The sequence below is a fragment of the Arthrobacter sp. M71 S08 genome (assembly GCF_059089725.1).
Window position 1 is genome coordinate 456,173 of record NZ_JBNHEY010000002.1, and the last position, 23,458, is coordinate 479,630.

Consider the following 23,458-nt stretch of genomic DNA (forward strand, 5'->3'; position numbering starts at 1 on the left):
TTGGTCGCCCCGAGCACCTCACTTAATGCAACCGCTACCAGCCAGGTCGACGCCGACGGCGCCGCACCCCGGCTTTCATTCGCAAAGATTCACGAACCGCTGGATGTTCCCAATCTTCTCGCCCTTCAGACAGACAGCTTCGACTGGCTTGTCGGCAACGAGCGCTGGAAGGCGCGCGTAGAAGAAGCGCTGGAGCAGGGTCTCCAGGGCGTGGCCACCACATCCGGCCTGGCTGACATCTTTGAAGAGATCTCTCCGATCGAAGATTTCCAGGGCACCATGTCCTTGAGCTTCTCGGAGCCAGAATTCGCTGACCCGAAGTACACCATGGCCGAGTGCAAGGACCGCGACGCAACCTACGCGGCGCCGCTGTACGTCAAGGCCGAGTTCATGAACAACAACACGGGCGAGATCAAGCAGCAGACCGTGTTCATGGGCGACTTCCCGCTGATGACGGAGAAGGGTACGTTCGTGATCAACGGCACCGAGCGTGTCGTTGTTTCCCAGCTCGTTCGTTCCCCGGGTGCCTACTTTGAGCGCGCCGCGGACAAGACCAGTGACAAGGACATCTTCAGCGCGAAGATCATCCCGTCCCGTGGTGCCTGGTTCGAGCTGGAGATCGACAAGCGCGACCAGGTCGGCGTACGCCTCGACCGCAAGCGCAAGCAGTCGGTCACCGTTCTCCTGAAGGCGCTTGGCTGGACCGAGGGCCAGATCCTCGAGACGTTCGGCGAGTACGACTCCATCCGCGCGACCCTCGAGAAGGACGCCACGGAGACTCAGGAAGATGCCTTGCTGGACATCTACCGCAAGCTCCGTCCGGGAGAGCCGCCCACCGTCGAGGCTGCCAAGACGCTGCTGGACAATCTGTACTTCAACCCGAAGCGTTACGACCTCGCCAAGGTTGGCCGTTACAAGATCAACCGCAAGCTCGGCATCGACAAGAACCTGGGCGATTCTGATGCCTCGGTTCTGAACATCGATGACATCGTCGCGATGATCAAGTTCCTGGTTGCCCTCCATGCCGGTGAGAGCACCCTGACGGGCAAGCGCGACGGCGAAGACGTCGAGCTGCGCGTTGAGGTTGACGACATCGACCACTTCGGTAACCGTCGTATCCGCGCTGTCGGTGAGCTCATCGAGAACCAGGTCCGCACCGGCCTGTCCCGCATGGAGCGCGTTGTCCGTGAGCGGATGACTACCCAGGACGTCGAAGCGATCACTCCGCAGACCCTGATCAACATCCGTCCGGTTGTCGCCGCAATCAAGGAGTTCTTCGGAACCTCCCAGCTGTCGCAGTTCATGGACCAGAACAACCCGCTCGCCGGCCTGACGCACAAGCGTCGTCTGTCCGCGCTGGGCCCGGGTGGTCTGTCCCGTGACCGCGCCGGCATGGAAGTCCGTGACGTCCACCCTTCGCACTACGGACGTATGTGCCCCATCGAAACTCCTGAAGGCCCGAACATCGGTCTGATCGGTTCGCTGGCGTCCTACGGCCGGATCAACACCTTCGGCTTCATCGAGACCCCGTACCGCAAGGTCGAAAACGGCATTGTCACCGACCAGATCGACTACCTCACGGCAGACGACGAGGTTGAGCGACTGATCGCCCAGGCAAACGCGCCGCTCGATGCGAACGGCAAGTTCGTCGAGGACATGGTCCTCGTTCGTACCCGTGGTGGTTCCGGCGAGCCTGTGCTGGTTGTGGCAGCTGACGTTGAGTACATGGACGTCTCGCCGCGCCAGATGGTGTCGGTTGCAACCGCGCTGATTCCGTTCCTTGAGCACGACGACGCGAACCGTGCTCTCATGGGTGCCAACATGCAGCGTCAGGCTGTGCCGCTGCTGCGCTCCGAGCGCCCGCTGGTCGGCACCGGCATGGAGAAGTACGCCGCAGTTGACGCCGGTGACGCCGTGACCGCCAACAAGGCCGGTGTGGTTTCCGAGGTCTCCGCTGACCTGGTGACGGTGCTGAACGACGACGGCACCGAGACCAACTACCCGATCATGAAGTTCGCGCGCTCCAACCAGGGCAACGCCTACAACCAGCGCGTGCTGGTTGCTGAGGGCGATCGCGTCGAGTACAACACGATCATTGCTGACGGCCCGTCCACCGATCAGGGTGAACTGGCGCTCGGCAAGAACATGCTCGTTGCATTCATGTCCTGGGAAGGCCACAACTTCGAGGACGCGATCATCCTTTCGCAGCGCATCGTCTCTGACGATGTCCTGACCTCGATCCACATCGAGGAGCACGAAGTTGATGCCCGCGACACCAAGCTCGGTGCCGAGGAAATCACGCGTGACATCCCGAACGTCTCTGAAGAGGTCCTTGGTGCCCTCGACGAGCGTGGCATCATCCACATCGGTGCAGAGGTCGAAGCCGGAGACATCCTGGTTGGCCGTGTTACCCCGAAGGGTGAAACGGAACTGACCCCGGAGGAGCGCCTGCTGCGCGCCATCTTCGGGGAGAAGAGCCGCGAGGTCCGCGACACGTCCCTGAAGGTTCCCCACGGCGAATCGGGCACCGTTATCGGCGTTCGTATCTTCGATCGCGACAACGACGACGAGCTGCCCCCAGGTGTCAACCAGCTGGTCCGCGTCTACGTTGCCCAGAAGCGCAAGATCACCGACGGTGACAAGCTTGCCGGCCGTCACGGCAACAAGGGTGTCATCTCCAAGATCCTGCCGATCGAGGACATGCCGTTCCTCGAGGACGGGACCCCCGTCGACATCGTCCTGAACCCGCTGGGTGTTCCGGGCCGTATGAACGTCGGACAGGTCCTCGAGATCCACCTGGGTTGGGCTGCCAAGCAGGGCTGGAAGATCGAGGGCGACCCTGAGTGGCTCAAGAACCTTCCGAACCTTCCCCGGGAGATCTCCTCGACCACCGTTGCAACCCCCGTGTTCGACGGCGCCACTGAGGACGAGATCGTAGGCCTGCTCGGTTCCACGAACGTGACCCGCGACGGACACCGCCTCATCAGCGAGTCCGGCAAGGCACGCCTGTTCGACGGCCGCTCCGGCGAGCCGTTCCCGGATCCGATCTCCGTCGGCTACATGTACATCCTGAAGCTCCACCACCTGGTGGACGACAAGATCCACGCCCGGTCCACCGGCCCGTACTCGATGATCACGCAGCAGCCGCTGGGTGGTAAGGCACAGTTCGGCGGACAGCGCTTCGGTGAGATGGAAGTGTGGGCCCTCGAGGCTTACGGTGCGGCCTACACGCTGCAGGAACTCCTGACCATCAAGTCGGATGATATCCATGGTCGCGTCAAGGTGTACGAGGCAATCGTCAAGGGCGAGAACATCCCCGAACCGGGTGTTCCGGAATCCTTCAAGGTTCTGATCAAGGAAATGCAGTCGCTGTGCCTGAACGTGGAAGTCCTCTCCACCGACGGCACCACGATTGAGATGCGTGACTCGGATGAAGAAGTCTTCCGGGCCGCGGAGGAACTGGGCATCGACCTCTCACGGGCCGAGCCGAGTTCTGTCGAAGAGGTCTAGGTTCGGTCCGCCCGACGGGCGGTTCGGACGGCGGCAACGAAACTCCTGCGCTCGCAGAGCTCGCTACGGAGTATTAGAGCCGCCTTCCCCGGACCGCCCAGCGGGCACCTCGCCGCCTCCGCCGCACCCCATAAGACTTTTTGAATTAGAGAATAAAGAGAGACAGGGACCATATGTCCAGCGAATCCTCATTCGGCCTCATGCGAATCGGCCTGGCCACCGCGGAAGAGATCCGCGGTTGGTCGTACGGCGAAGTCAAGAAGCCGGAAACCATCAACTACCGCACGCTCAAGCCCGAGAAGGACGGACTCTTCTGCGAGAAGATCTTCGGCCCTTCCCGCGACTGGGAATGCTACTGCGGCAAGTACAAGCGCGTGCGCTTCAAGGGCATCATCTGCGAGCGGTGTGGTGTTGAAGTCACCCGTGCGAAGGTACGCCGTGAGCGCATGGGGCACATTGAGCTCGCCGCTCCCGTTACGCACATCTGGTACTTCAAGGGTGTTCCCTCACGCCTTGGCTACCTCCTTGATCTTGCACCGAAGGACCTCGAAAAGGTCATCTACTTCGCCGCATACATGATCACCTCGGTTGACGAAGAGAACCGCCACGCCGAACTGCCGAACCTCCAGGCCGAACACGACCTCGAGAAGAAGCAGCTCGTCGACCAGCGCGACTCCGACATCGCCGCTATTGCCCGCGACCTTGAGAACGAGCTTGCCCGTCTTGAGGGTGAAGGCGCCAAGGCTGCCGACAAGAAGAAGGCACGCGACTCCGCTGACCGCCAAATGGCGAATCTCCGCAAGCGTGCCGATGCAGAGATCGAGCGCCTCGAGCAGGTCTGGGACCGGTTCAAGAACCTCAAGGTCGCTGACCTTGAAGGTGACGAGGGCCTGTACCGCGAACTGCGCGACCGCTACGGTCTGTACTTCGAAGGCTCCATGGGGGCCGAGGCGATCAAGAAGCGTCTCGAGAACTTCGACATGCAGGCTGAGGCTGACCTGCTTCGCGACATCATCCAGAACGGCAAGGGCCAGCGTAAGACCCGCGCCCTGAAGCGCCTGAAGGTTGTCAACGCGTTCCTCACCACCACCAACAGCCCGCTGGGCATGGTGCTCGACGCCGTACCGGTGATTCCGCCGGAACTGCGTCCGATGGTGCAGTTGGACGGTGGCCGCTTCGCGACCTCCGACCTGAACGACCTGTACCGCCGTGTGATCAACCGCAACAACCGCCTGAAGCGCCTGCTTGATCTTGGGGCTCCCGAGATCATCGTGAACAACGAAAAGCGCATGCTTCAGGAAGCTGTTGACTCGCTGTTCGACAACGGTCGCCGCGGCCGTCCGGTCACCGGACCGGGCAACCGCCCGCTCAAGTCGCTCTCCGACATGCTCAAGGGCAAGCAGGGCCGTTTCCGTCAGAACCTCCTCGGCAAGCGCGTCGACTACTCGGGCCGTTCGGTCATCGTCGTCGGCCCTCAGCTGAAGCTGCACCAGTGTGGTCTGCCCAAGCAGATGGCCCTGGAGCTCTTCAAGCCGTTCGTGATGAAGCGCCTCGTGGACCTCAACCACGCACAGAACATCAAGAGCGCGAAGCGCATGGTCGAGCGTTACCGTCCGCAGGTCTGGGATGTCCTCGAAGAGATCATCACCGAGCACCCTGTGCTGCTGAACCGTGCACCTACCCTGCACCGCCTCGGCATTCAGGCGTTCGAACCGCAGCTGGTTGAAGGCAAGGCCCTTCAGCTCCACCCGCTGGTTTGTGGTGCGTTCAACGCTGACTTCGACGGCGACCAGATGGCAGTGCACCTGCCGCTGAGCCCGGAGGCCCAGGCTGAAGCACGCATCCTGATGCTGTCCTCGAACAACATCCTGAAGCCTTCGGACGGCCGCCCGGTGACCCTGCCTTCACAGGACATGATCATCGGCCTGCACCACCTCACCACCAAGCGTGAGGGTTCGGCAGGGGAGGGGCGCGTCTTCTCCAGCCCTGCTGAGGCAATCATGGCGTTCGATTCCGGTGAGCTGCACTTGAACTCGGTTGTGAAGATCCGCGTTCCGAACTTCGTTCCGGGTCCCGACACCGCAGCTCCTGAGGGCTGGGAAGAGGGCACCCCCGCGCTGATCGAAACTTCGCTCGGCCAGGTGCTGTTCAACGAGACGCTGCCTGAGGACTACCCGTGGGTGGACAAGGTTGCTGACAAGGGCCAGCTCTCCACGATCGTCAACGATCTGGCGGAGCGCTACCCGAAGGTTGTCACCGCGGCGACGCTGGACAACCTCAAGGATGCCGGCTTCTACTGGGCAACCCGCTCGGGCGTCACCGTAGCCATCTCCGATATTTCCGCGCCGATCAACAAGGCCGGAATCATGGAGGGCTACGAGACCCAGGCTGCCAAGGTCCAGGCACAGTTCGACAAGGGCCTCATCGCTGATGAGGAGCGCCGTCAGGAACTGATCGATATCTGGAACAAGGCGACCAACGAGGTTGCTGAGTCCATGCGCGGCGCCATGCCGAAGGACAACACCATCAACCGCATGGTGTCCTCCGGTGCTCGTGGTAACTGGCTGCAGGTTCGTCAGATCGCAGGTATCCGTGGTCTGGTGGCAAACCCCAAGGGTGAGATCATCCCGCGTCCGATCAAGTCCTCCTACCGTGAGGGCCTGTCGGTTCTGGAGTACTTCATCGCCACGCACGGTGCCCGTAAGGGTCTGGCCGATACCGCTCTGCGTACCGCGAACTCGGGTTACCTGACCCGTCGTCTCGTGGACGTGTCCCAGGACGTCATCGTCCGCGAGGACGATTGCGGTACCGAGCGCGGCCTGAACGTCACCATCGCTGTACCGAACCACGACGGCGAGCTCGTCCTGCATGAGGAAGTCGAGAACTCGGCTTACGCACGCACGCTGGCCACCGACGTCGTTGATTCCAACGGTGAGGTCCTGGCTCCTGCGGCGTCCGACGTCGGCGATGTGCTCATCAACAAGCTGTTCGCGGCTGGGGTGACGGACATCAAGGTCCGCTCGGTCCTGACCTGCGAGTCCAGCGTTGGAACCTGTGCACTGTGCTACGGACGCTCGCTCGCAACCGGCAAGACCGTGGACATCGGCGAGGCAGTCGGCATCATCGCCGCACAGTCCATCGGTGAGCCCGGTACCCAGCTGACCATGCGTACCTTCCACACCGGTGGTGTTGCTTCCGCTGAGGACATCACCCAGGGTCTGCCCCGTATCCAAGAGCTTTTCGAAGCGCGTACGCCCAAGGGTGTCGCGCCGATCTCGGAGGTCGCCGGACGGGTCACCATCGAGGACGCTGAGAAGCAGCTGCGCCTCGTGGTTACTCCGGACGACGGATCAGAAGAGATTGCCTACCCGGTCCTGCGGCGTGCACGCCTGCTGGTTGCCGACGGCGATCACGTCGAGGTCGGTCAGCAGCTGGTCTTCGGTGCGGTTGATCCCAAGCAGATCCTCCGAATCCTCGGCCCGCGCAAGGCCCAGGAATTCCTGGTGGACGAGGTCCAGCGCGTGTACCGCAGTCAGGGCGTAGGCATCCACGACAAGCACGTGGAAGTCATCGTCCGGCAGATGCTGCGCCGGGTCACCGTCATCGAGTCCGGCGACTCCGACCTGCTCCCCGGTGAGCTGGCCGAGCGCCGCCGCTTCGAGGACGAGAACCGTCGCGTGGTGTCCGAGGGCAAGAAGCCGGCGTCCGGCCGGCCCGAGCTCATGGGTATCACCAAGGCATCGCTCGCCACGGAGTCCTGGCTGTCGGCCGCTTCCTTCCAGGAGACCACGCGTGTCCTCACGCAGGCCGCCATGGAAGGCAAGAGCGACCCGCTGCTCGGCCTCAAGGAGAACGTCATCATCGGTAAGCTCATCCCGGCCGGCACCGGCCTGGACCGCTACACGAAGATCACGGTCGAGCCCACCGAAGAAGCCAAGGCTAACCTGTTCACCGGTCCGAGCGCGTTCAGCGACTTCGACTACGCAGGTGTCGACGGCGGACTCAGCCCTGAGTTCCACGCCATTCCGCTGGATGACTACGACATGGGGTCGAGCGACTTCCGCTGATAAGCCGGTAACAGCTCGCATCGATTGAGCGGAGGGGCCCGGGCCGCAGTTTCCTACTGCAGGCCGGGCCCCTTTGCCGTGCGTTTACCACGCTGTTTTTGCCGCCGGCAAGTCCGCCGCGTGCAATCTGTTAGACTTGTCTGGAATTGTTTGTGTGGCAGTGGATTGGCGTCTCTTCGGACGTATCTCCGTGTTGTAGGGAACTTGTACAACGAATGCCACATTTTTGCACGCCTACGGTCGTTTTGCTTACAACTTCAGTAGGCACTCCAAACGACTGACAAGCTCCGCTTGATGCAGTCGGCCTTGCGCCGGCGGCGGGATGCGGAGTCAGCAGAGATCTGATCTCAAGACAACATACGGAGAACTGAGAAGTGCCTACCATTAACCAGCTGGTCCGTAAGGGCCGGTCACCTAAGGTCTCCAAGACCAAGGCGCCCGCACTGAAGGGCAGCCCCATGAAGCGCGGTGTCTGCACCCGTGTTTACACCACCACCCCGAAGAAGCCGAATTCGGCTCTGCGGAAGGTCGCCCGTGTCCGCCTCAACGGTGGCATCGAAGTAACTGCCTACATCCCGGGCGTCGGCCACAACCTCCAGGAGCACTCCATCGTGCTCGTACGCGGCGGTCGTGTGAAGGACCTTCCCGGTGTGCGTTACAAGATCGTCCGTGGCGCACTGGATACCCAGGGCGTAAAGAACCGCAAGCAGGCTCGCAGCCGCTACGGCGCAAAGATGGAGAAGAAGTAATATGCCTCGTAAGGGCCCGGCCCCGAAGCGGCCGCTCGTTGTAGATCCCGTCTACGGTTCGCCCCTGGTCACCCAGCTGATCAACAAGGTGCTCGTCGACGGCAAGAAGTCCACCGCTGAGCGCATTGTCTACGGTGCCCTCGAAGGCGCCCGCGCCAAGACCGGCGGCGATCCGGTTGCAGCACTCAAGAAGGCTATGGACAACGTCAAGCCCACCCTTGAGGTTCGCTCCCGCCGCGTTGGTGGAGCCACCTACCAGGTTCCCGTTGAGGTCAAGCCGGGCCGTTCCACGGCCCTCGCCCTCCGCTGGCTGGTCGGCTACTCGAAGGCGCGCCGCGAGAAGACCATGACCGAGCGTCTCCAGAACGAGATCCTCGACGCTTCGAACGGTCTGGGCGCCGCTGTGAAGCGCCGCGAAGACACGCACAAGATGGCTGAGTCCAACAAGGCCTTCGCTCACTACCGCTGGTAATCGCGCTGCCGGTACCTCACTCCCGTTCCGGCGGGAGTGAGGTACCGGCGGTCCAGTAGAACTCCACCTTAGAAAAGGGAGACACCGTGGCACAGGACGTGCTTACCGACCTCAACAAGGTCCGCAATATCGGCATCATGGCCCACATTGATGCCGGCAAGACCACTACTACCGAGCGCATCCTGTTCTACACGGGTGTAAACCACAAGATTGGCGAGACGCACGACGGCGCCTCGACGACTGACTGGATGGAACAGGAAAAGGAACGCGGCATCACCATCACCAGTGCCGCGGTGACCTGCTTTTGGGAACAGAACCAGATCAACATCATCGACACCCCCGGTCACGTTGACTTCACTGTTGAGGTAGAGCGCTCACTGCGTGTCCTCGACGGCGCGGTTGCAGTGTTCGACGGCAAGGAGGGCGTAGAGCCCCAGTCCGAGACCGTCTGGCGCCAGGCCGACAAGTACGAAGTTCCCCGCATCTGCTTCGTCAACAAGATGGACAAGCTGGGCGCTGACTTCTACTTCACCGTTGACACGATCATCAGCCGCCTCGGTGCCAAGCCGCTGGTTATGCAGCTGCCGATCGGCGCCGAGAACGACTTCGTCGGCGTCGTCGACCTCCTCTACATGCGCGCACTCGTGTGGCCCGGTGACTCCAAGGGTGACGTGACCATGGGCGCGAAGTACGAGGTCCAGGAAATCCCGGCCGACCTTCAGGCCAAGGCCGAGGAATACCGGGCCGCTCTGGTCGAGGCCGTTGCTGAGTCCTCCGACGAGCTGATGAACAAGTACCTCGAGGGCGAAGAGCCCAGCATCGAGGAACTGAAGGCCGGCATCCGGAAGTTGACGATCAACTCGGAAATCTACCCCGTGCTGTGTGGCTCCGCGTTCAAGAACCGCGGTGTTCAGCCGATGCTCGACGCAGTCATCGACTACCTGCCCTCCCCGCTGGACGTCCCGGCCATGGTCGGACACGATCCCCGCAACGAGGAAACGGAAATGACGCGTAAGCCGAGCACGGAGGAGCCCTTCTCGGCTCTTGCGTTCAAGGTCGCGACCCACCCGTTCTTCGGCCAGCTGACGTTCATCCGGGTTTACTCCGGACACGTCACTGCCGGCACCCAGGTGGTCAACTCCACCAAGGGCAAGAAGGAGCGCATCGGAAAGCTCTTCCAGATGCACGCCAACAAGGAAATCCCTGTTGATGAAGCCTTCGCCGGCCACATCTACGCAGCAATCGGCCTGAAGGACACCACCACCGGTGACACCCTGTCTGATGCGAGCGACCAGATCGTCCTGGAGTCGATGAGCTTCCCGGAGCCGGTCATCTCGGTTGCGATCGAGCCGAAGACCAAGGGTGATCAGGAGAAACTTTCGACGGCTATCCAGAAGCTCTCGGCGGAGGATCCCACCTTCCAGGTATCCCTCAATGAGGACACCGGCCAGACGATCATCGCCGGCATGGGCGAGCTCCACCTCGACATCCTGGTGGACCGCATGCGCCGCGAGTTCAAGGTCGAGGCGAACGTCGGCAAGCCGCAGGTTGCCTACCGCGAAACCATCCGCGGAACGGTGCAGAAGCACGACTACACCCACAAGAAGCAGACGGGTGGATCCGGACAGTTCGCGAAGATCCAGATCATGATCGAGCCGATGGACACTTCCGAGGGGGAGCTGTACGCCTTCGAGAACAAGGTCACCGGTGGTCGTGTTCCGCGCGAGTACATCCCCAGCGTCGACGCAGGCATCCAGGATGCCCTCAACGACGGCATCCTGGCCGGATACCCGGTGGTCGGCATCAAGGCAACGCTGCTTGACGGCGCGTACCACGATGTTGACTCCTCCGAAATGGCCTTCAAGATCGCCGGTCGCATGGCGTTCAAGGAGGCAGCCCGCATGGCAAAGCCCGTGCTGCTCGAACCGCTGATGGAGGTGGAAGTCCGCACGCCCGAGGAATACATGGGTGATGTGATCGGCGACCTGAACTCCCGCCGCGGCCAGATGCAGTCCATGGAGGACGCGAGCGGTGTCAAGGTCATCCGTGCGCACGTGCCGCTGTCCGGCATGTTCGGCTACATCGGCGACCTGCGCTCGAAGACCCAGGGACGCGCTGTCTACTCAATGCAGTTCGACAGCTACTCGGAGGTCCCGAAGGCAGTAGCCGACGAGATCATCCAGAAGACCCGCGGAGAGTAATCCCGGCTCGTCCGGACCGCAATTTCACCAAAATAAAAGCCCCCAGTAGACTTGCATGAGTTTCAGCCGCGAAAAGCGTGGCTGGGGAGTAAGTCTTCTAAAAACGTTCTAGGAGGAACCCGTGGCGAAGGCAAAGTTCGAGCGGACTAAGCCGCACGTTAACATCGGCACCATTGGTCACGTTGACCATGGAAAGACCACGTTGACGGCTGCCATTTCCAAGGTGCTGTACGACAAGTACCCCACCCTCAACGAGCAGCGTGATTTCGCGTCGATCGACTCGGCCCCCGAGGAGAAGCAGCGCGGCATCACCATCAACATCTCGCACGTTGAATACCAGACCGAGAAGCGTCACTACGCACACGTTGACGCTCCCGGTCACGCTGACTACATCAAGAACATGATCACCGGTGCGGCTCAGATGGATGGCGCCATCCTCGTTGTTGCCGCCACCGATGGTCCGATGGCCCAGACCCGCGAGCACGTTCTGCTCGCCCGCCAGGTTGGTGTTCCTTACCTGCTGGTCGCGCTGAACAAGTCCGACATGGTCGAGGACGAGGAACTGCTTGACCTCGTTGAAATGGAAGTTCGTGAGCTCCTGAGCTCACAGGGCTTCGATGGCGACGACGCTCCTGTGGTTCGCGTTTCCGGTCTGAAGGCTCTCGAGGGTGACCCTGAGTGGGTCAAGTCCGTTGAGGATCTGATGGAAGCCGTTGACAACAACGTTCCTGACCCGATCCGCGACAAGGACAAGCCGTTCCTCATGCCTGTCGAGGACGTCTTCACCATCACCGGCCGTGGAACCGTTGTGACGGGCCGCGCCGAGCGTGGAACCCTCGCAATCAACTCCGAGGTCGAGATCGTCGGCATCCGTCCGGTCCAGAAGACCACGGTTACCGGTATCGAGATGTTCCACAAGCAGCTCGACGAGGCTTGGGCCGGCGAGAACTGTGGTCTGCTGCTCCGCGGCATCAAGCGCGAAGACGTAGAGCGTGGCCAGGTTATCGTCAAGCCGGGTTCGATCACCCCGCACACCGACTTCGAGGCCAACGTCTACATCCTGGCCAAGGACGAGGGCGGTCGTCACAACCCGTTCTACTCCAACTACCGTCCGCAGTTCTACTTCCGTACCACTGACGTCACCGGTGTCATCACCCTCCCCGAGGGCACCGAAATGGTCATGCCTGGCGACAACACTGAGATGAGCGTTGAGCTCATCCAGCCGATCGCAATGGAAGAGGGCCTCGGCTTTGCTATCCGCGAAGGCGGCCGCACCGTTGGATCAGGTCGCGTTACCAAGATCATCAAGTAGTAGCTTCACCACTACTGCTGGTTAGAAAGCCCCGCTGCGTTCATCGCAGCGGGGCTTTCGTTTTCTTGCGTAGAGTTGTCCGGTGCAGATCTACTCGAGCTATCCGCTGCAACGCACCCGTCAGATCCTCAGTGATGTGTTCGCAGTCGCCGTCGTCGTCATTGCTGTCCTGCTCGGAAGGGCAGCTGCCGGCGCCATAGCTGCTCTCGCTGAGTTGGGGCGCGGCATGGAGGAGGCGGGCGCGGGGTTCCGGAGCACAATGGACGATGCGGCGAATCGCATGGGGGGAGTGCCGCTCATCGGTGACCAGGCCAGCGCTCCCTTCCGCGATGCTGCCGAGGCCGGCGGCTTCCTTGTCAGTGCCGGCCAGGATCAGCAGTCCAGCGTGGCGCTGGCCGCCGCCGTCGTCGGCTGGGTGGTCGCGCTGCTCCCGCTCATCATCCTTGCCCGGGTCTGGCTTGTTAGGCGCGTCAGATTCGTCCGCCGCACTTCCCGGCTTCGTCGGTTGAGAGACATGCCGGGCGGTCAGGAGCTTCTGGCGCTGCGGGCGCTGAATGCCGCAAAGCCGGCTGAGCTGTTCGCCGTGTCGAAGGACCCTGTCGGATCCTGGCGGAGGGGAGATCCCGGGACCGTTTCGGCGCTGTCGCGGCTTGCTCTTTATCGCGCTGGCGTGAAAGCCGAGTAGCGCCGCCCCGGCGTGTCGCGAACCGGGAGGGGCCTGATTCGCAATGTGCCGCATAATCTGGCAGACTAGTTGAGTTGTTCAAGCGCCTGTGCGCGCGGTTTTGAGCTGTAGTCCCGGTCAGGATAATGCCTGATGCAGGGTCGCATCCGCCGCGGAAGCTGGCCCAAATATAACCCGCCCCAATCCAATAGCTCGGATTACCGCTGAATCTTCATGTGGAAGATACGCGACACGCCCGAGCGCGGGGGTCGGAGCCTCGGCAGGGTGAGGAACCCGGAACTATCCGGATTCAGTCTGCTGGAGGAGCGTCGCAACAACGGGCGCAGTACGTAGCCAGGAACGTCACCGCACGGTGGCGTTCTTCATGACAGAGAGAGAGTCGAGACGCCATGGCGGGACAAAAGATCCGCATCCGGCTGAAGTCGTATGACCACGAGGTCATTGACGTTTCAGCTCGGAAGATCGTTGAGACGGTGACGCGCGCAGGCGCAACGGTAGTCGGCCCCGTGCCGCTGCCGACGGAGAAGAACGTTTACTGCGTTATCCGGTCGCCGCACAAGTACAAGGACAGCCGCGAGCACTTTGAAATGCGCACGCACAAGCGTCTTATCGACATCATTGACCCCACGCCCAAGGCCGTCGACTCGCTCATGCGCCTCGACCTTCCCGCGGACGTGAACATCGAGATCAAGCTGTAAGGGAGAGAAGATAACTATGTCTACTTCGCTTACGCGCCAGGTCAAGGGACTGCTCGCTACCAAGCTCGGCATGACCCAGGTCTGGGATGAAAACAACCGCCTCGTCCCGGTAACGGTCCTGCAGGCTGACTCCAACGTCATCACGCAGCTGCGTACCGCTGACGCCGACGGCTACAGCGCCGTCCAGATCGGCTTCGGCCAGATCGATCCGCGCAAGGTCACCAAGCCGCTCGCCGGTCACTTCGAGAAGGCCGGCGTCACGCCGCGCCGCCACGTCGTTGAACTGCGCACTTCCGATGTCGATTCCTACTCGCTGGGCCAGGAACTCTCTGTTGAGCTGTTCGAAGCCGGCCAGCAGGTCGACGTCATCGGCAAGACCAAGGGTAAGGGTTTCGCAGGTGTCATGAAGCGTCACGGCTTCTCCGGCGTCGGCGCTTCCCACGGTGCTCACAAGAACCACCGTAAGCCCGGCTCGATCGGTGGAGCCTCCACCCCCAGCCGCGTCTTCCGTGGAATGAAAATGGCAGGCCGGATGGGTGCCGTTCGCCAGACCACGCTGAACCTCACCGTTCACGCTGTGGACGTCGAGAAGTCGCTGCTGCTGATCAAGGGTGCCGTCCCCGGCGCCCGCGGACAGGTCGTACTCGTACGCACCGCCGTGAAGGGAGCATAAGTCATGGCTACCAAGACTTTGAAAGTTGATCTCCCCGCCGAGATCTTCGACGCACAGACCAACGTTCCGCTGCTGCACCAGGTCGTCGTGGCCCAGCTTGCTGCTGCCCGTCAGGGTACGCACAAGACCAAGACACGCGCCGAAGTCAGCGGAGCCGGTCGCAAGCCGTTCAAGCAGAAGGGCACCGGCCGCGCACGCCAGGGCTCCATCCGCGCGCCGCACATGACCGGTGGTGGCATCGTTCACGGCCCCACGCCGCGTGACTACAGCCAGCGCACCCCCAAGAAGATGAAGGCAGCCGCCCTGCGCGGTGCACTCTCTGACCGGGCACGCAACGGACGCATCCACGTCATCGAGTCGCTGGTCGGTAGCGAGAAGCCGTCGACCAAGGCCGCAATGGCCACCCTTCGCGGTGTCTCCGAGCGTCCCAACCTGCTGGTTGTCATCGAGCGTTCAAACGACCTGGCCGCACTGTCCGTGCGCAACCTCGTTGAGGTCCACACCCTGTACGTGGATCAGCTGAACACGTACGACGTACTGGTCTCGGACGACGTGATCTTCACGAAGGCCGCTTACGACGCTTTTGTTGGATCGGCTGTGAATGAGGAAGCTGCGGCTGACTCCGTCACGACTACAACTGAGGAGGACGCCAAGTGAGTGGCTCCATCACCAAGGACCCTCGCGACGTCGTCATTGCACCCGTCGTGTCGGAGAAGAGCTACGGCCTGATCGACGAAGGAAAGTACACCTTCCTGGTCGACCCGCGCTCCAACAAGACCGAGATCAAGCTGGCCGTGGAGAAGATTTTCTCCGTAAAGGTCGACTCGATCAACACCATCAACCGTGCCGGTAAGCGTAAGCGCACCAAATTCGGATGGGGACAGCGCAAGAACACCAAGCGCGCAATTGTCACCCTCAAAGAAGGCACGATCGACATCTTCGGCGGTCCGCTCAGCTGAGCGGAGACCACTTTAACGAGGAACTGAAAAATGGCTATCCGCAAATACAAGCCGACAACCCCGGGCCGTCGCGGCTCGAGCGTTGCCGACTTCGCAGAAATCACACGGTCGACGCCGGAGAAATCCCTGGTGCGTCCGCTCCCCAAAAAGGGCGGCCGTAACAACAGCGGCAAGATCACCACCCGTCACAAGGGTGGTGGACACAAGCGTCAGTACCGTCTTATCGACTTCCGTCGCCACGACAAGGACGGCGTCAACGCACGCGTTGCTGAGATCGAATACGATCCCAACCGCACCGCACGCATCGCCCTCCTGCACTACATTGACGGCACGAAGCGCTACATCATTGCCCCGAACAAGCTCAAGCAGGGCGACTTCGTTGAGGCCGGCCCCGGTGCCGACATCAAGCCCGGCAACAACCTGCCGATGCGCAACATCCCCGTGGGTACTGTTATCCACGCGGTGGAGCTGCGCCCCGGTGGCGGTGCCAAGATGGCACGGTCCGCTGGTGCTTCGGTCCAGCTCGTCGCCAAGGAAGGCCGCTTCGCGCAGCTTCGTCTGCCGTCCGGCGAAATCCGTAACGTCGATGTGCGCTGCCGCGCGACCATCGGCGAGGTCGGCAACGCCGAGCAGTCGAACATCAACTGGGGGAAGGCAGGCCGCATGCGCTGGAAGGGCGTTCGCCCGACCGTCCGCGGTGTTGCGATGAACCCTGTTGATCACCCGCACGGTGGTGGTGAAGGCAAGACTTCCGGTGGACGTCACCCGGTCAACCCGAACGGTAAGGCCGAAGGCCGTACCCGCCGTCCCAACAAAGAAAGCGACTCGCTCATTGTGCGTCGCCGTCGTTCCGGCAAGAACAAGCGATAGGAGCCTGGAAACATGCCACGCAGCCTGAAGAAAGGCCCCTTCGTCGATCAGCACCTGTTCGTCAAGGTGGACCGCGAGAACGAGAAGGGCACCAAGAACGTCATCAAGACGTGGTCCCGCCGTTCCATGATCATCCCGGACATGCTCGGCCACACGATTGCCGTACATGACGGGCGCAAGCACATTCCGGTGTTTGTCACCGAGTCGATGGTCGGGCACAAGCTCGGCGAATTCGCTCCCACGCGGACATTCCGCGGCCATGTGAAGGACGACCGCAAGGGCAAGCGCCGCTAAGGCGCCTGTTTCTACGGCTAAGACGAGAGAAGGAAAGCAATGGAAGCCAAGGCTATTGCGCGTCATCTGCGCGTAACGCCTATGAAGGCCCGGCGCGTCGTCAACCTTGTTCGTGGTAAGCAAGCGAATGAGGCTCTGGCAATCCTGAAGTTTGCCCCCCAGGCAGCTTCGGAGCCGGTTTTCAAGGTAGTTCAGTCGGCAGTTGCAAACGCCCGTGTCCTCGCGGACCGCGACGGCGTTGCATTCGACGAAGGCGACCTCATCATCAGCGAAGCATATGTCGATGAAGGTCCCACGATGAAGCGGTTCCAGCCGCGTGCCCAGGGCCGCGCCTACCGCATCAACAAGCGGACCAGCCACGTCACTGTTGTTGTCGCTACCCCTGAGAAAGTGGAGGACCGCTAAGTGGGACAGAAAGTAAACCCGCACGGGTTCCGACTCGGCATCACCACTGACCACAGGTCACACTGGTTTGCTGACAGCAACAAGCCGGGCCAGCGCTACAAGGACTTCGTCCGCGAGGACGTCAAGATCCGCCAGCTCATGTCCACGGGCATGGACCGCGCAGGCATCGCCAAGGTTGAGATCGAGCGCACCCGCGATCGCGTTCGTGTGGATATCCACACGGCACGTCCGGGTATCGTTATCGGCCGCCGCGGCGCCGAAGCGGACCGCATCCGCGGCGAGCTCGAGAAGCTCACCGGCAAGCAGGTTCAGCTGAACATTCTCGAGGTCAAGAACCCCGAGATCGAAGCGCAGCTGGTTGCCCAGGGCATCGCTGAGCAGCTCTCTTCGCGTGTGGCTTTCCGCCGCGCCATGAAGAAGGCTATGCAGTCGGCACAGCGTGCCGGTGCCAAGGGCATCCGCGTACAGTGCTCGGGCCGCCTCGGCGGCGCCGAAATGAGCCGTTCGGAGTTCTACCGCGAAGGCCGTGTGCCCCTGCACACCCTCCGCGCGAACATCGACTACGGCTTCTTCGAGGCCAAGACCACCTTCGGCCGTATCGGCGTGAAGGTTTGGATCTACAAGGGCGACGTCACCGCCAAGGAACTGGCTGCCCAGGCAGCTGCTGCGCCGTCGCGCGGACGTGGCGGAGACCGCCCCGGACGCGGCCCGGCAGGCCCGGACCGTGGTGACCGCCGTCGTCGTAATGCCGATCGCGGCGCCGGTCAGGGTGAGGCTAACGCCGCTCCCGCCGAGTCCGCGCCGGCTGAGTCCGCTGCTGCAGCGGAAGGAGGACAGGCTTAAATGCTTATCCCACGTCGAGTAAAGTTCCGCAAGCAGCACCACCCCGGTCGTTCGGGCGCTGCTACCGGCGGCACGCAGGTCAGCTTCGGTGAGTGGGGTATCCAGGCTCTGAGCCCGGCATACGTCACCAACCGGCAGATCGAATCTGCGCGTATCGCAATGACCCGTCACATCAAGCGTGGTGGAAAGGTGTGGATCAACATCTACCCGGACCGTCCGCTGACCAAGAAGCCGGCTGAAACCCGTATGGGTTCCGGTAAGGGTTCCCCTGAGTGGTGGGTCGCCAACGTCAAGCCGGGTCGTGTTCTTTTTGAGCTCTCCGGTGTCAATGAAGAGGTAGCTCGCGAGGCACTGCGCCTGGCGATCCACAAGCTGCCGTTGAAGGCACGTATCGTGCGTCGTGAGGGTGGTGAATAGTCATGGCACTCGGTTCAAAAGAACTGGCAACCGACCAGCTGGATGGGTTCGATAAGGACCGTCTGGTGGAGGAACTCGCCAAGGCTAAGGAAGAGCTGTTCAACCTGCGCTTCCAGTCAGCCACCGGTCAGCTTGAAAACCACGGCCGCCTGCGCTCTGTGAAGCGGGACATCGCCCGCATCTACACCGTGCTCCGTGAGCGCGAGCTGGGAATTCGGCCCGACGTCGTTGCCCCGGTAGAAGAAGCAAAGACCGAAAAGGCCGGCAAGAAATCGAAGGGTTCCAAGGCTGCCTCCACGAAGGACGAAAAGTCCGTGGAAACACAGGCTTCTGAGGAGGATGCCAAATGAGTGAAGAGAAGATTGAGGCAACAGTGCCGGGGACCGCGGGTCGCGGTTACCGCAAGACCCGCCGCGGCTACGTCGTCTCCGACAAAATGGAGAAGACCATCGTTGTCGAGGTAGAGGACCGCGTAAAGCACGCCCTCTACGGCAAGGTCATCCGCCGCACCTCGAAGGTCAAGGCCCATGATGAGCAGAACACCGCTGGTGTTGGCGACATGGTCCTGATCAGCGAGACCCGCCCGCTGTCCGCTACCAAGCGGTGGCGCCTGGTTGAGGTCATCGAGAAGGCCAAGTAAAGCCCTCTTACAGACCGCGTCGATCCGTCGACACAAAGCAGTCCCTCGTTCCTTCTGGAGTGGGGGACTGCTTGCATTTCAAAACGTGCTAGGATATTGAGTTTGTATGGCGCCTTCCGTGCCGGCTTCAGTGAGAACTGAGCCGCGCATTCACGGAGCGCCGTCATGAAACCTCGTGAACAATCGTGCTCCGGCATAGTACTTCCCTGCGCTTGGCGTCTGGGAGGCAAATGCCTCGGGCACGGGCGTTTAGGCCCTCCGCTGGCAAAATCCAGGTGGGTTCAGAGACACCCCGATCAACCGTTCCGCAAGGCTCATTCCGTATGCAGTAGTTCGGCCTGAGAACCAGCGCGACGCAAGGAGTAGACAGTGATTCAGCAGGAGTCGCGACTCAAGGTCGCCGACAACACTGGTGCTAAGGAAATCCTTACCATCCGTGTTCTCGGCGGATCCGGACGTCGCTACGCAGGAATTGGTGACGTTATCGTCGCCACCGTCAAAGACGCTATCCCCGGTGGGAACGTCAAGAAGGGCGATGTGGTCAAGGCCGTCATCGTCCGCACAAAGAAGGAACGCCGCCGTGCGGATGGTTCCTACATCAAGTTCGACGAGAACGCTGCCGTTATCCTCAAGGGCGACGGCGATCCTCGTGGTACCCGTATCTTCGGCCCGGTCGGTCGCGAACTTCGCGACAAGCGCTTCATGAAGATCATTTCACTGGCCCCGGAGGTGCTGTAGTCATGGCTCAGACCCGTTCGAAGCTGAAGATCAAGAAGGGTGACCTCGTTCAGGTCATCACTGGCGCCAAGCAGGAGCGCGGCGGAGACCGCGGCAAGCAGGGCAAGGTCCTCAAGGTATTCCCTGAGAGCAACCGTGTACTGGTCGAAGGCATCAACCGCATCACGAAGCACACCAAGGTCGGACAGTCGCAGCGCGGCACCAAGACCGGTGGCATCGAGACCGTTGAGGCTTCCATCCACATCAGTAACGTCGCAGTTGTAGACCCGGAGACCAAGAAGCCCACCCGCGTCGGCTACCGCACCGAGACCGTGGAGCGGGACGGCCGTGAGCGCACGGTCCGCATCCGCGTCGCCAAGGCATCAGGGAAGGATCTGTAATGACTGCTGAAGCCGTAGAAACCAAGATCACCCCGCGCCTGAAGGCCCGCTACGCAGCAGAGATCAAGTCCTCGCTGCTGGAGGAATTCAACTACAGCAACGTCAACCAGGTTCCCCGGCTCGTCAAGGTCGTTGTGAACATGGGTGTTGGAGATGCCGCCAAGGACTCCAAGCTCATTGACGGTGCAGTTCGCGACCTCACCCAGATCACCGGCCAGAAGCCGCAGGTCACCAAGGCACGCAAGTCCATCGCGCAGTTCAAGCTCCGCGAAGGAATGCCGATCGGTGCACACGCGACGCTGCGCGGAGACCGCATGTGGGAATTCGTCGACCGCCTGGTCACCCTGGCACTGCCCCGTATTCGCGACTTCCGCGGTCTCAACGGGCGCCAGTTCGACGGCAACGGCAACTACACCTTCGGTCTCACGGAGCAGTCCATGTTCCACGAGATCGACCAGGACAAGATTGACCGTGTCCGCGGTATGGACATCACCGTTGTGACCACTGCCAAGACCGACGACGAGGGCCGCGCACTGCTCAAGGCGCTCGGCTTCCCGTTCAAATCCGAAGACTAATCAACTACGTTGCAGGTCCGTTCCGCACTGGAAGCCAGCTGACGCTGGGTTCCACCGGAGTCCGGAAACCGTTTCGAGGAAGGGCTAGAGCCCAATGACAATGACAGATCCAGTTGCAGACATGCTTACGCGTCTCCGCAACGCCAACTCGGCATACCACGACACCGTGTCTATGCCATACAGCAAGCTGAAGGCACGTGTTGCCGACATCCTGAAGGCTGAAGGCTACATCGCCGGCTGGAAGGAAGAAGAGGCTGAGGTGGGCAAGAAGCTCACCATCGACCTCAAGTTCGGTCCTGACCGTCAGCGCTCCATTGCAGGCATCCGGCGCATCTCCAAGCCGGGTCTGCGCGTATACGCAAAGTCCACCAACCTGCCGCACGTTCTTGGCGGGCTGGGCATTGCCATCCTGTCCACGTCCTCCGGTCTGCTCACAGACCGCCAGGCAGCCAAGAAGGGTGTAGGTGGGGAAGTCCTCGCCTACGTCTGGTAGCGGGAAAGGGAAAGAGAAACATGTCACGTATTGGACGTCTCCCCATCACCGTGCCTGCAGGCGTAGAGGTCAAGATTGACGGCAGTGTTGTTTCTGTCAAGGGATCCAAGGGCGAGCTGAGCCACACTGTTGCCAGCCCGATCCAGGTTTCGCTTGAGGACAGCACGATCACCGTCTCGCGCCCGAACGACGAGCGCGAAGCGCGTTCGCTGCACGGCCTGACCCGCACCCTGATCTCCAACATGATCGTTGGAGTTACCGAGGGCTACAAGAAGAACCTTGAGATTGTCGGCACCGGTTACCGTGTGCAGGCCAAGGGTTCTGACCTGGAGTTCGCGCTGGGCTACAGCCACCCTGTGCCTGTAAAGGCACCGGAGGGCATCACGCTGACCGTGGACAGCCCCACCAAGGTCTCCGTTTCCGGCATCAACAAGCAGCAGGTCGGCGAAGTTGCTGCGAATATCCGCAAGCTGCGCCGTCCGGATCCCTATAAGGGCAAGGGCATCCGCTACGCCGGCGAGGTTATTCGCCGCAAGGTCGGAAAGGCTGGTAAGTAACCATGTCACTGAGCATCAACAAGAAGCGCATCTCGAAGAGCAAGTCCGCCCAGCGCGGACGGCGTCACCTTCGGGTCCGCAAGCGCATCACCGGTACCGCTGTTCGTCCCCGCCTGGTAGTCAACCGTTCAGCCCGTCACGTATTCGTGCAGGTTGTCGACGACTCCAAGGGCGTCACCCTTGCTTCTGCATCGACCCTCGAGGCCGACCTGCGTGCGTTCGACGGTGACAAGACCGCCAAGGCCAAGCGCGTTGGCGAGCTCGTTGCTGAGCGGGCAAAGGCTGCGGGCATTGAGGCAGTCGTATTCGACCGTGGAGGCAACAAGTACCACGGCCGGGTTGCCGCAATCGCAGACGGCGCACGTGAAGGTGGGCTGGCACTGTGACCGAGCAGAACAACGCAAAGGAAGCCTCATTGAATACGGCAAAGGCTGAGCAGCCTGCAACTGAAGCTCCCGCGGCCGAGTCCACCGAGACGGCGTCGACCACTGACGATCGCCGCGGCGGTGCCCGCCGTGGAGAGCGTGGCGGACGCGATGGCGGCCGTGGCGGTCGCGATGGCGGCCGTGGCGGTCGCGATGGCGGCCGTGGCGACGACAAGGACAAGTTCGTAGAGCGCGTCGTGTCGATCAACCGTGTGGCAAAGGTCGTCAAGGGCGGCCGGCGCTTCAGCTTCACCGCACTCGTTGTTGTCGGTGACGGCAACGGCATGGTCGGAGTCGGCTACGGCAAGGCCAAGGAAGTTCCCATGGCCATCTCCAAGGCAGTAGAGGAAGCCAAGAAGTCCTTCTTCAAGGTTCCCCGCATCGGCGGCACCGTTCCCCACCTGGTTCAGGGTGAGGCAGCGGCCGGCGTCGTGCTCCTGCGTCCGGCTTCGCCGGGTACCGGTGTAATCGCCGGTGGTCCGGTGCGCGCCGTGCTGGAATGCGTCGGTATCCACGACGTCCTGTCCAAGTCGCTCGGGTCCTCCAACGCCATCAACATTGTTCACGCAACCGTTGACGCGCTGAAGCGGCTCGAAGAGCCGCAGGCAGTGGCTGCACGCCGCGGCCTCCCGTTGGACGAGGTTGCCTCAACATCGATGCTGCGCGCAATGCAGGATCAGAAGGCAGGTGCGTAATGGCAACTCCGAAGCGCCTGGTTGCCAGCTCCGCAAAGCTGGAAATCACACAGATCAAGTCCGTTATCGGCGGTAAGCAGAACCAGCGGGACACCCTTCGTTCACTCGGCCTGAAGCGGATCGGACACACCGTTGTCCGCAACGCTGACGAGGTGACCGTAGGCATGGTCAACACGGTTCCGCACCTCGTGAAGGTTGAGGAGGCCAAGTAATGGCAGAGAAGAAGACGGTGGAGGAATCCACCGAGAAAAAGCCGGCCCGCAAGCCTGCTGCCAAGGCCGCTGCCACTCAGGAAACTGCTGAGAGCACGCCTCGCGTCCACGCGCTGAAGGTACACCACCTTCGTCCCGCCCCGGGTGCCAAGACCGCCAAGACCCGCGTTGGTCGTGGTGAAGGATCCAAGGGTAAGACCGCCGGTCGTGGCACCAAGGGCACGAAGGCCCGTTACTCGGTCAAGGCAGGTTTCGCAGGTGGGCAGCTGCCGCTGCACATGCGCCTGCCGAAGCTGCGTGGCTTCAAGAACCCGTTCCGCGTCGAGTACCAGGTTGTCAACCTGGACAAGATCAACGAGCTCTACCCCGACGGCGGCGAGGTGTCCGTGGACAGCCTGATCGCCAAGGGCGCAGTGCGCAAGAACCAGCTCGTCAAGGTTCTGGGTACGGGCGACCTCGCGGTCAAGGTGGACGTCAAGGTTCACGCCGTGTCCGCCAGCGCTGCTGAGAAGATCACCGCCGCAGGCGGCTCGGTCTCGGGGCTCTAGTTCCCAGCGTCGCTTCCCCTCCGCCGATCTGTCGGTTTGT

General features: G+C 61.8%; 27 protein-coding genes. All 27 read left to right on the forward strand.

The genetic code is table 11. The features are described 5' to 3' along the window. The 27 genes from rpoB to rplO all read left to right on the forward strand — a co-directional run bounded on the left by rpoB (position 1) and on the right by rplO (position 23,418). Positions 1-3,510, forward strand: a complete 3,510-nt coding sequence (gene rpoB, locus AC5RTB_RS06050) for a DNA-directed RNA polymerase subunit beta (protein ID WP_494060175.1) — start codon at positions 1-3, stop codon at positions 3,508-3,510. Positions 3,511-3,683: 173 nt separating this feature from the next. Then, complete coding sequence (locus AC5RTB_RS06055) at positions 3,684-7,577, forward strand: DNA-directed RNA polymerase subunit beta' (protein WP_494060176.1); 3,894 nt, start codon at positions 3,684-3,686, stop codon at positions 7,575-7,577. A gap of 374 nt (positions 7,578-7,951) precedes the next feature. Continuing rightward, complete coding sequence (rpsL, locus tag AC5RTB_RS06060; protein WP_026545668.1) at positions 7,952-8,326, forward strand: 30S ribosomal protein S12; 375 nt, start codon at positions 7,952-7,954, stop codon at positions 8,324-8,326. A 1-nt stretch (position 8,327) separates the two neighbouring features. After that, positions 8,328-8,798 (forward strand): 30S ribosomal protein S7, encoded by a 471-nt coding sequence (rpsG, locus tag AC5RTB_RS06065; RefSeq protein ID WP_026545667.1) that lies wholly within the window; start codon positions 8,328-8,330, stop codon positions 8,796-8,798. Positions 8,799-8,884: 86 nt separating this feature from the next. After that, positions 8,885-10,999 carry an elongation factor G gene (gene fusA / locus AC5RTB_RS06070; RefSeq protein ID WP_494060177.1) on the forward strand — a complete coding sequence of 705 codons (2,115 nt, stop codon included), beginning with the start codon at positions 8,885-8,887 and terminating at the stop codon, positions 10,997-10,999. 121 nt (positions 11,000-11,120) lie between these two features. After that, positions 11,121-12,311 carry an elongation factor Tu gene (gene tuf / locus AC5RTB_RS06075; protein WP_494060178.1) on the forward strand — a complete coding sequence of 397 codons (1,191 nt, stop codon included), beginning with the start codon at positions 11,121-11,123 and terminating at the stop codon, positions 12,309-12,311. An 82-nt stretch (positions 12,312-12,393) separates the two neighbouring features. Continuing rightward, positions 12,394-12,996 (forward strand): hypothetical protein, encoded by a 603-nt coding sequence (locus AC5RTB_RS06080; RefSeq protein ID WP_494060179.1) that lies wholly within the window; start codon positions 12,394-12,396, stop codon positions 12,994-12,996. Between the two features lie 389 nt (positions 12,997-13,385). After that, positions 13,386-13,694, forward strand: a complete 309-nt coding sequence (gene rpsJ / locus AC5RTB_RS06085; protein ID WP_003803825.1) for a 30S ribosomal protein S10 — start codon at positions 13,386-13,388, stop codon at positions 13,692-13,694. 16 nt (positions 13,695-13,710) lie between these two features. Next, positions 13,711-14,367: a 50S ribosomal protein L3 gene (rplC, locus tag AC5RTB_RS06090; RefSeq protein WP_494060180.1), complete on the forward strand. Its 657-nt coding sequence runs from the start codon at positions 13,711-13,713 to the stop codon at positions 14,365-14,367. 3 nt (positions 14,368-14,370) lie between these two features. Then, entirely contained in the window at positions 14,371-15,024 is a 654-nt protein-coding gene (gene rplD, locus AC5RTB_RS06095; protein WP_494060181.1) for a 50S ribosomal protein L4, read from the forward strand. Continuing rightward, a complete protein-coding gene (rplW, locus tag AC5RTB_RS06100) occupies positions 15,021-15,326 on the forward strand; it encodes a 50S ribosomal protein L23 (RefSeq protein WP_490889675.1) in 306 nt (101 codons plus the stop codon). The genes rplD and rplW overlap by 4 nt, the downstream gene beginning before the upstream one ends. Before the next feature lie 30 nt (positions 15,327-15,356). Next, positions 15,357-16,196, forward strand: coding sequence for a 50S ribosomal protein L2 (rplB, locus tag AC5RTB_RS06105; protein ID WP_299167066.1), 840 nt, complete (start codon positions 15,357-15,359; stop codon positions 16,194-16,196). A 12-nt stretch (positions 16,197-16,208) separates the two neighbouring features. Next, positions 16,209-16,490, forward strand: coding sequence for a 30S ribosomal protein S19 (rpsS, locus tag AC5RTB_RS06110; RefSeq protein WP_011692805.1), 282 nt, complete (start codon positions 16,209-16,211; stop codon positions 16,488-16,490). 39 nt (positions 16,491-16,529) lie between these two features. Beyond that, the gene (rplV, locus tag AC5RTB_RS06115; protein ID WP_026545659.1) at positions 16,530-16,895 is read left to right on the forward strand and encodes a 50S ribosomal protein L22; all 366 of its coding nucleotides are present in this window, start codon (positions 16,530-16,532) and stop codon (positions 16,893-16,895) included. Beyond that, complete coding sequence (gene rpsC / locus AC5RTB_RS06120; RefSeq protein WP_490889672.1) at positions 16,896-17,738, forward strand: 30S ribosomal protein S3; 843 nt, start codon at positions 16,896-16,898, stop codon at positions 17,736-17,738. It begins immediately after the preceding gene. Next, positions 17,739-18,155, forward strand: coding sequence for a 50S ribosomal protein L16 (gene rplP / locus AC5RTB_RS06125; RefSeq protein WP_026545657.1), 417 nt, complete (start codon positions 17,739-17,741; stop codon positions 18,153-18,155). It begins immediately after the preceding gene. Between the two features lie 2 nt (positions 18,156-18,157). Beyond that, a complete protein-coding gene (rpmC, locus tag AC5RTB_RS06130) occupies positions 18,158-18,505 on the forward strand; it encodes a 50S ribosomal protein L29 (protein WP_299167073.1) in 348 nt (115 codons plus the stop codon). After that, positions 18,502-18,795, forward strand: a complete 294-nt coding sequence (rpsQ, locus tag AC5RTB_RS06135; RefSeq protein ID WP_494060182.1) for a 30S ribosomal protein S17 — start codon at positions 18,502-18,504, stop codon at positions 18,793-18,795. Before rpmC ends, rpsQ begins: the two co-directional genes overlap by 4 nt. Positions 18,796-19,164: 369 nt before the next feature. Beyond that, positions 19,165-19,533, forward strand: coding sequence for a 50S ribosomal protein L14 (gene rplN / locus AC5RTB_RS06140; protein ID WP_026545654.1), 369 nt, complete (start codon positions 19,165-19,167; stop codon positions 19,531-19,533). Between the two features lie 2 nt (positions 19,534-19,535). Then, positions 19,536-19,913 carry a 50S ribosomal protein L24 gene (gene rplX / locus AC5RTB_RS06145; RefSeq protein ID WP_490889668.1) on the forward strand — a complete coding sequence of 126 codons (378 nt, stop codon included), beginning with the start codon at positions 19,536-19,538 and terminating at the stop codon, positions 19,911-19,913. After that, on the forward strand, positions 19,913-20,488 hold the full coding sequence (gene rplE, locus AC5RTB_RS06150) for a 50S ribosomal protein L5 (protein ID WP_490889666.1): 576 nt from the start codon (positions 19,913-19,915) through the stop codon (positions 20,486-20,488). Before rplX ends, rplE begins: the two co-directional genes overlap by 1 nt. 94 nt (positions 20,489-20,582) lie before the next feature. After that, the gene (rpsH, locus tag AC5RTB_RS06155; RefSeq protein ID WP_167994165.1) at positions 20,583-20,981 is read left to right on the forward strand and encodes a 30S ribosomal protein S8; all 399 of its coding nucleotides are present in this window, start codon (positions 20,583-20,585) and stop codon (positions 20,979-20,981) included. A 20-nt stretch (positions 20,982-21,001) separates the two neighbouring features. Beyond that, positions 21,002-21,538, forward strand: a complete 537-nt coding sequence (rplF, locus tag AC5RTB_RS06160; RefSeq protein ID WP_490889664.1) for a 50S ribosomal protein L6 — start codon at positions 21,002-21,004, stop codon at positions 21,536-21,538. Positions 21,539-21,540: 2 nt separating this feature from the next. Then, entirely contained in the window at positions 21,541-21,924 is a 384-nt protein-coding gene (gene rplR, locus AC5RTB_RS06165) for a 50S ribosomal protein L18 (protein WP_494060183.1), read from the forward strand. A 29-nt stretch (positions 21,925-21,953) separates the two neighbouring features. Beyond that, on the forward strand, positions 21,954-22,658 hold the full coding sequence (rpsE, locus tag AC5RTB_RS06170; protein ID WP_494060411.1) for a 30S ribosomal protein S5: 705 nt from the start codon (positions 21,954-21,956) through the stop codon (positions 22,656-22,658). Further along, complete coding sequence (rpmD, locus tag AC5RTB_RS06175) at positions 22,658-22,870, forward strand: 50S ribosomal protein L30 (RefSeq protein ID WP_309071309.1); 213 nt, start codon at positions 22,658-22,660, stop codon at positions 22,868-22,870. Before rpsE ends, rpmD begins: the two co-directional genes overlap by 1 nt. Beyond that, a complete protein-coding gene (gene rplO / locus AC5RTB_RS06180) occupies positions 22,870-23,418 on the forward strand; it encodes a 50S ribosomal protein L15 (protein WP_494060184.1) in 549 nt (182 codons plus the stop codon). Before rpmD ends, rplO begins: the two co-directional genes overlap by 1 nt. Positions 23,419-23,458 lie beyond the last annotated feature (40 nt).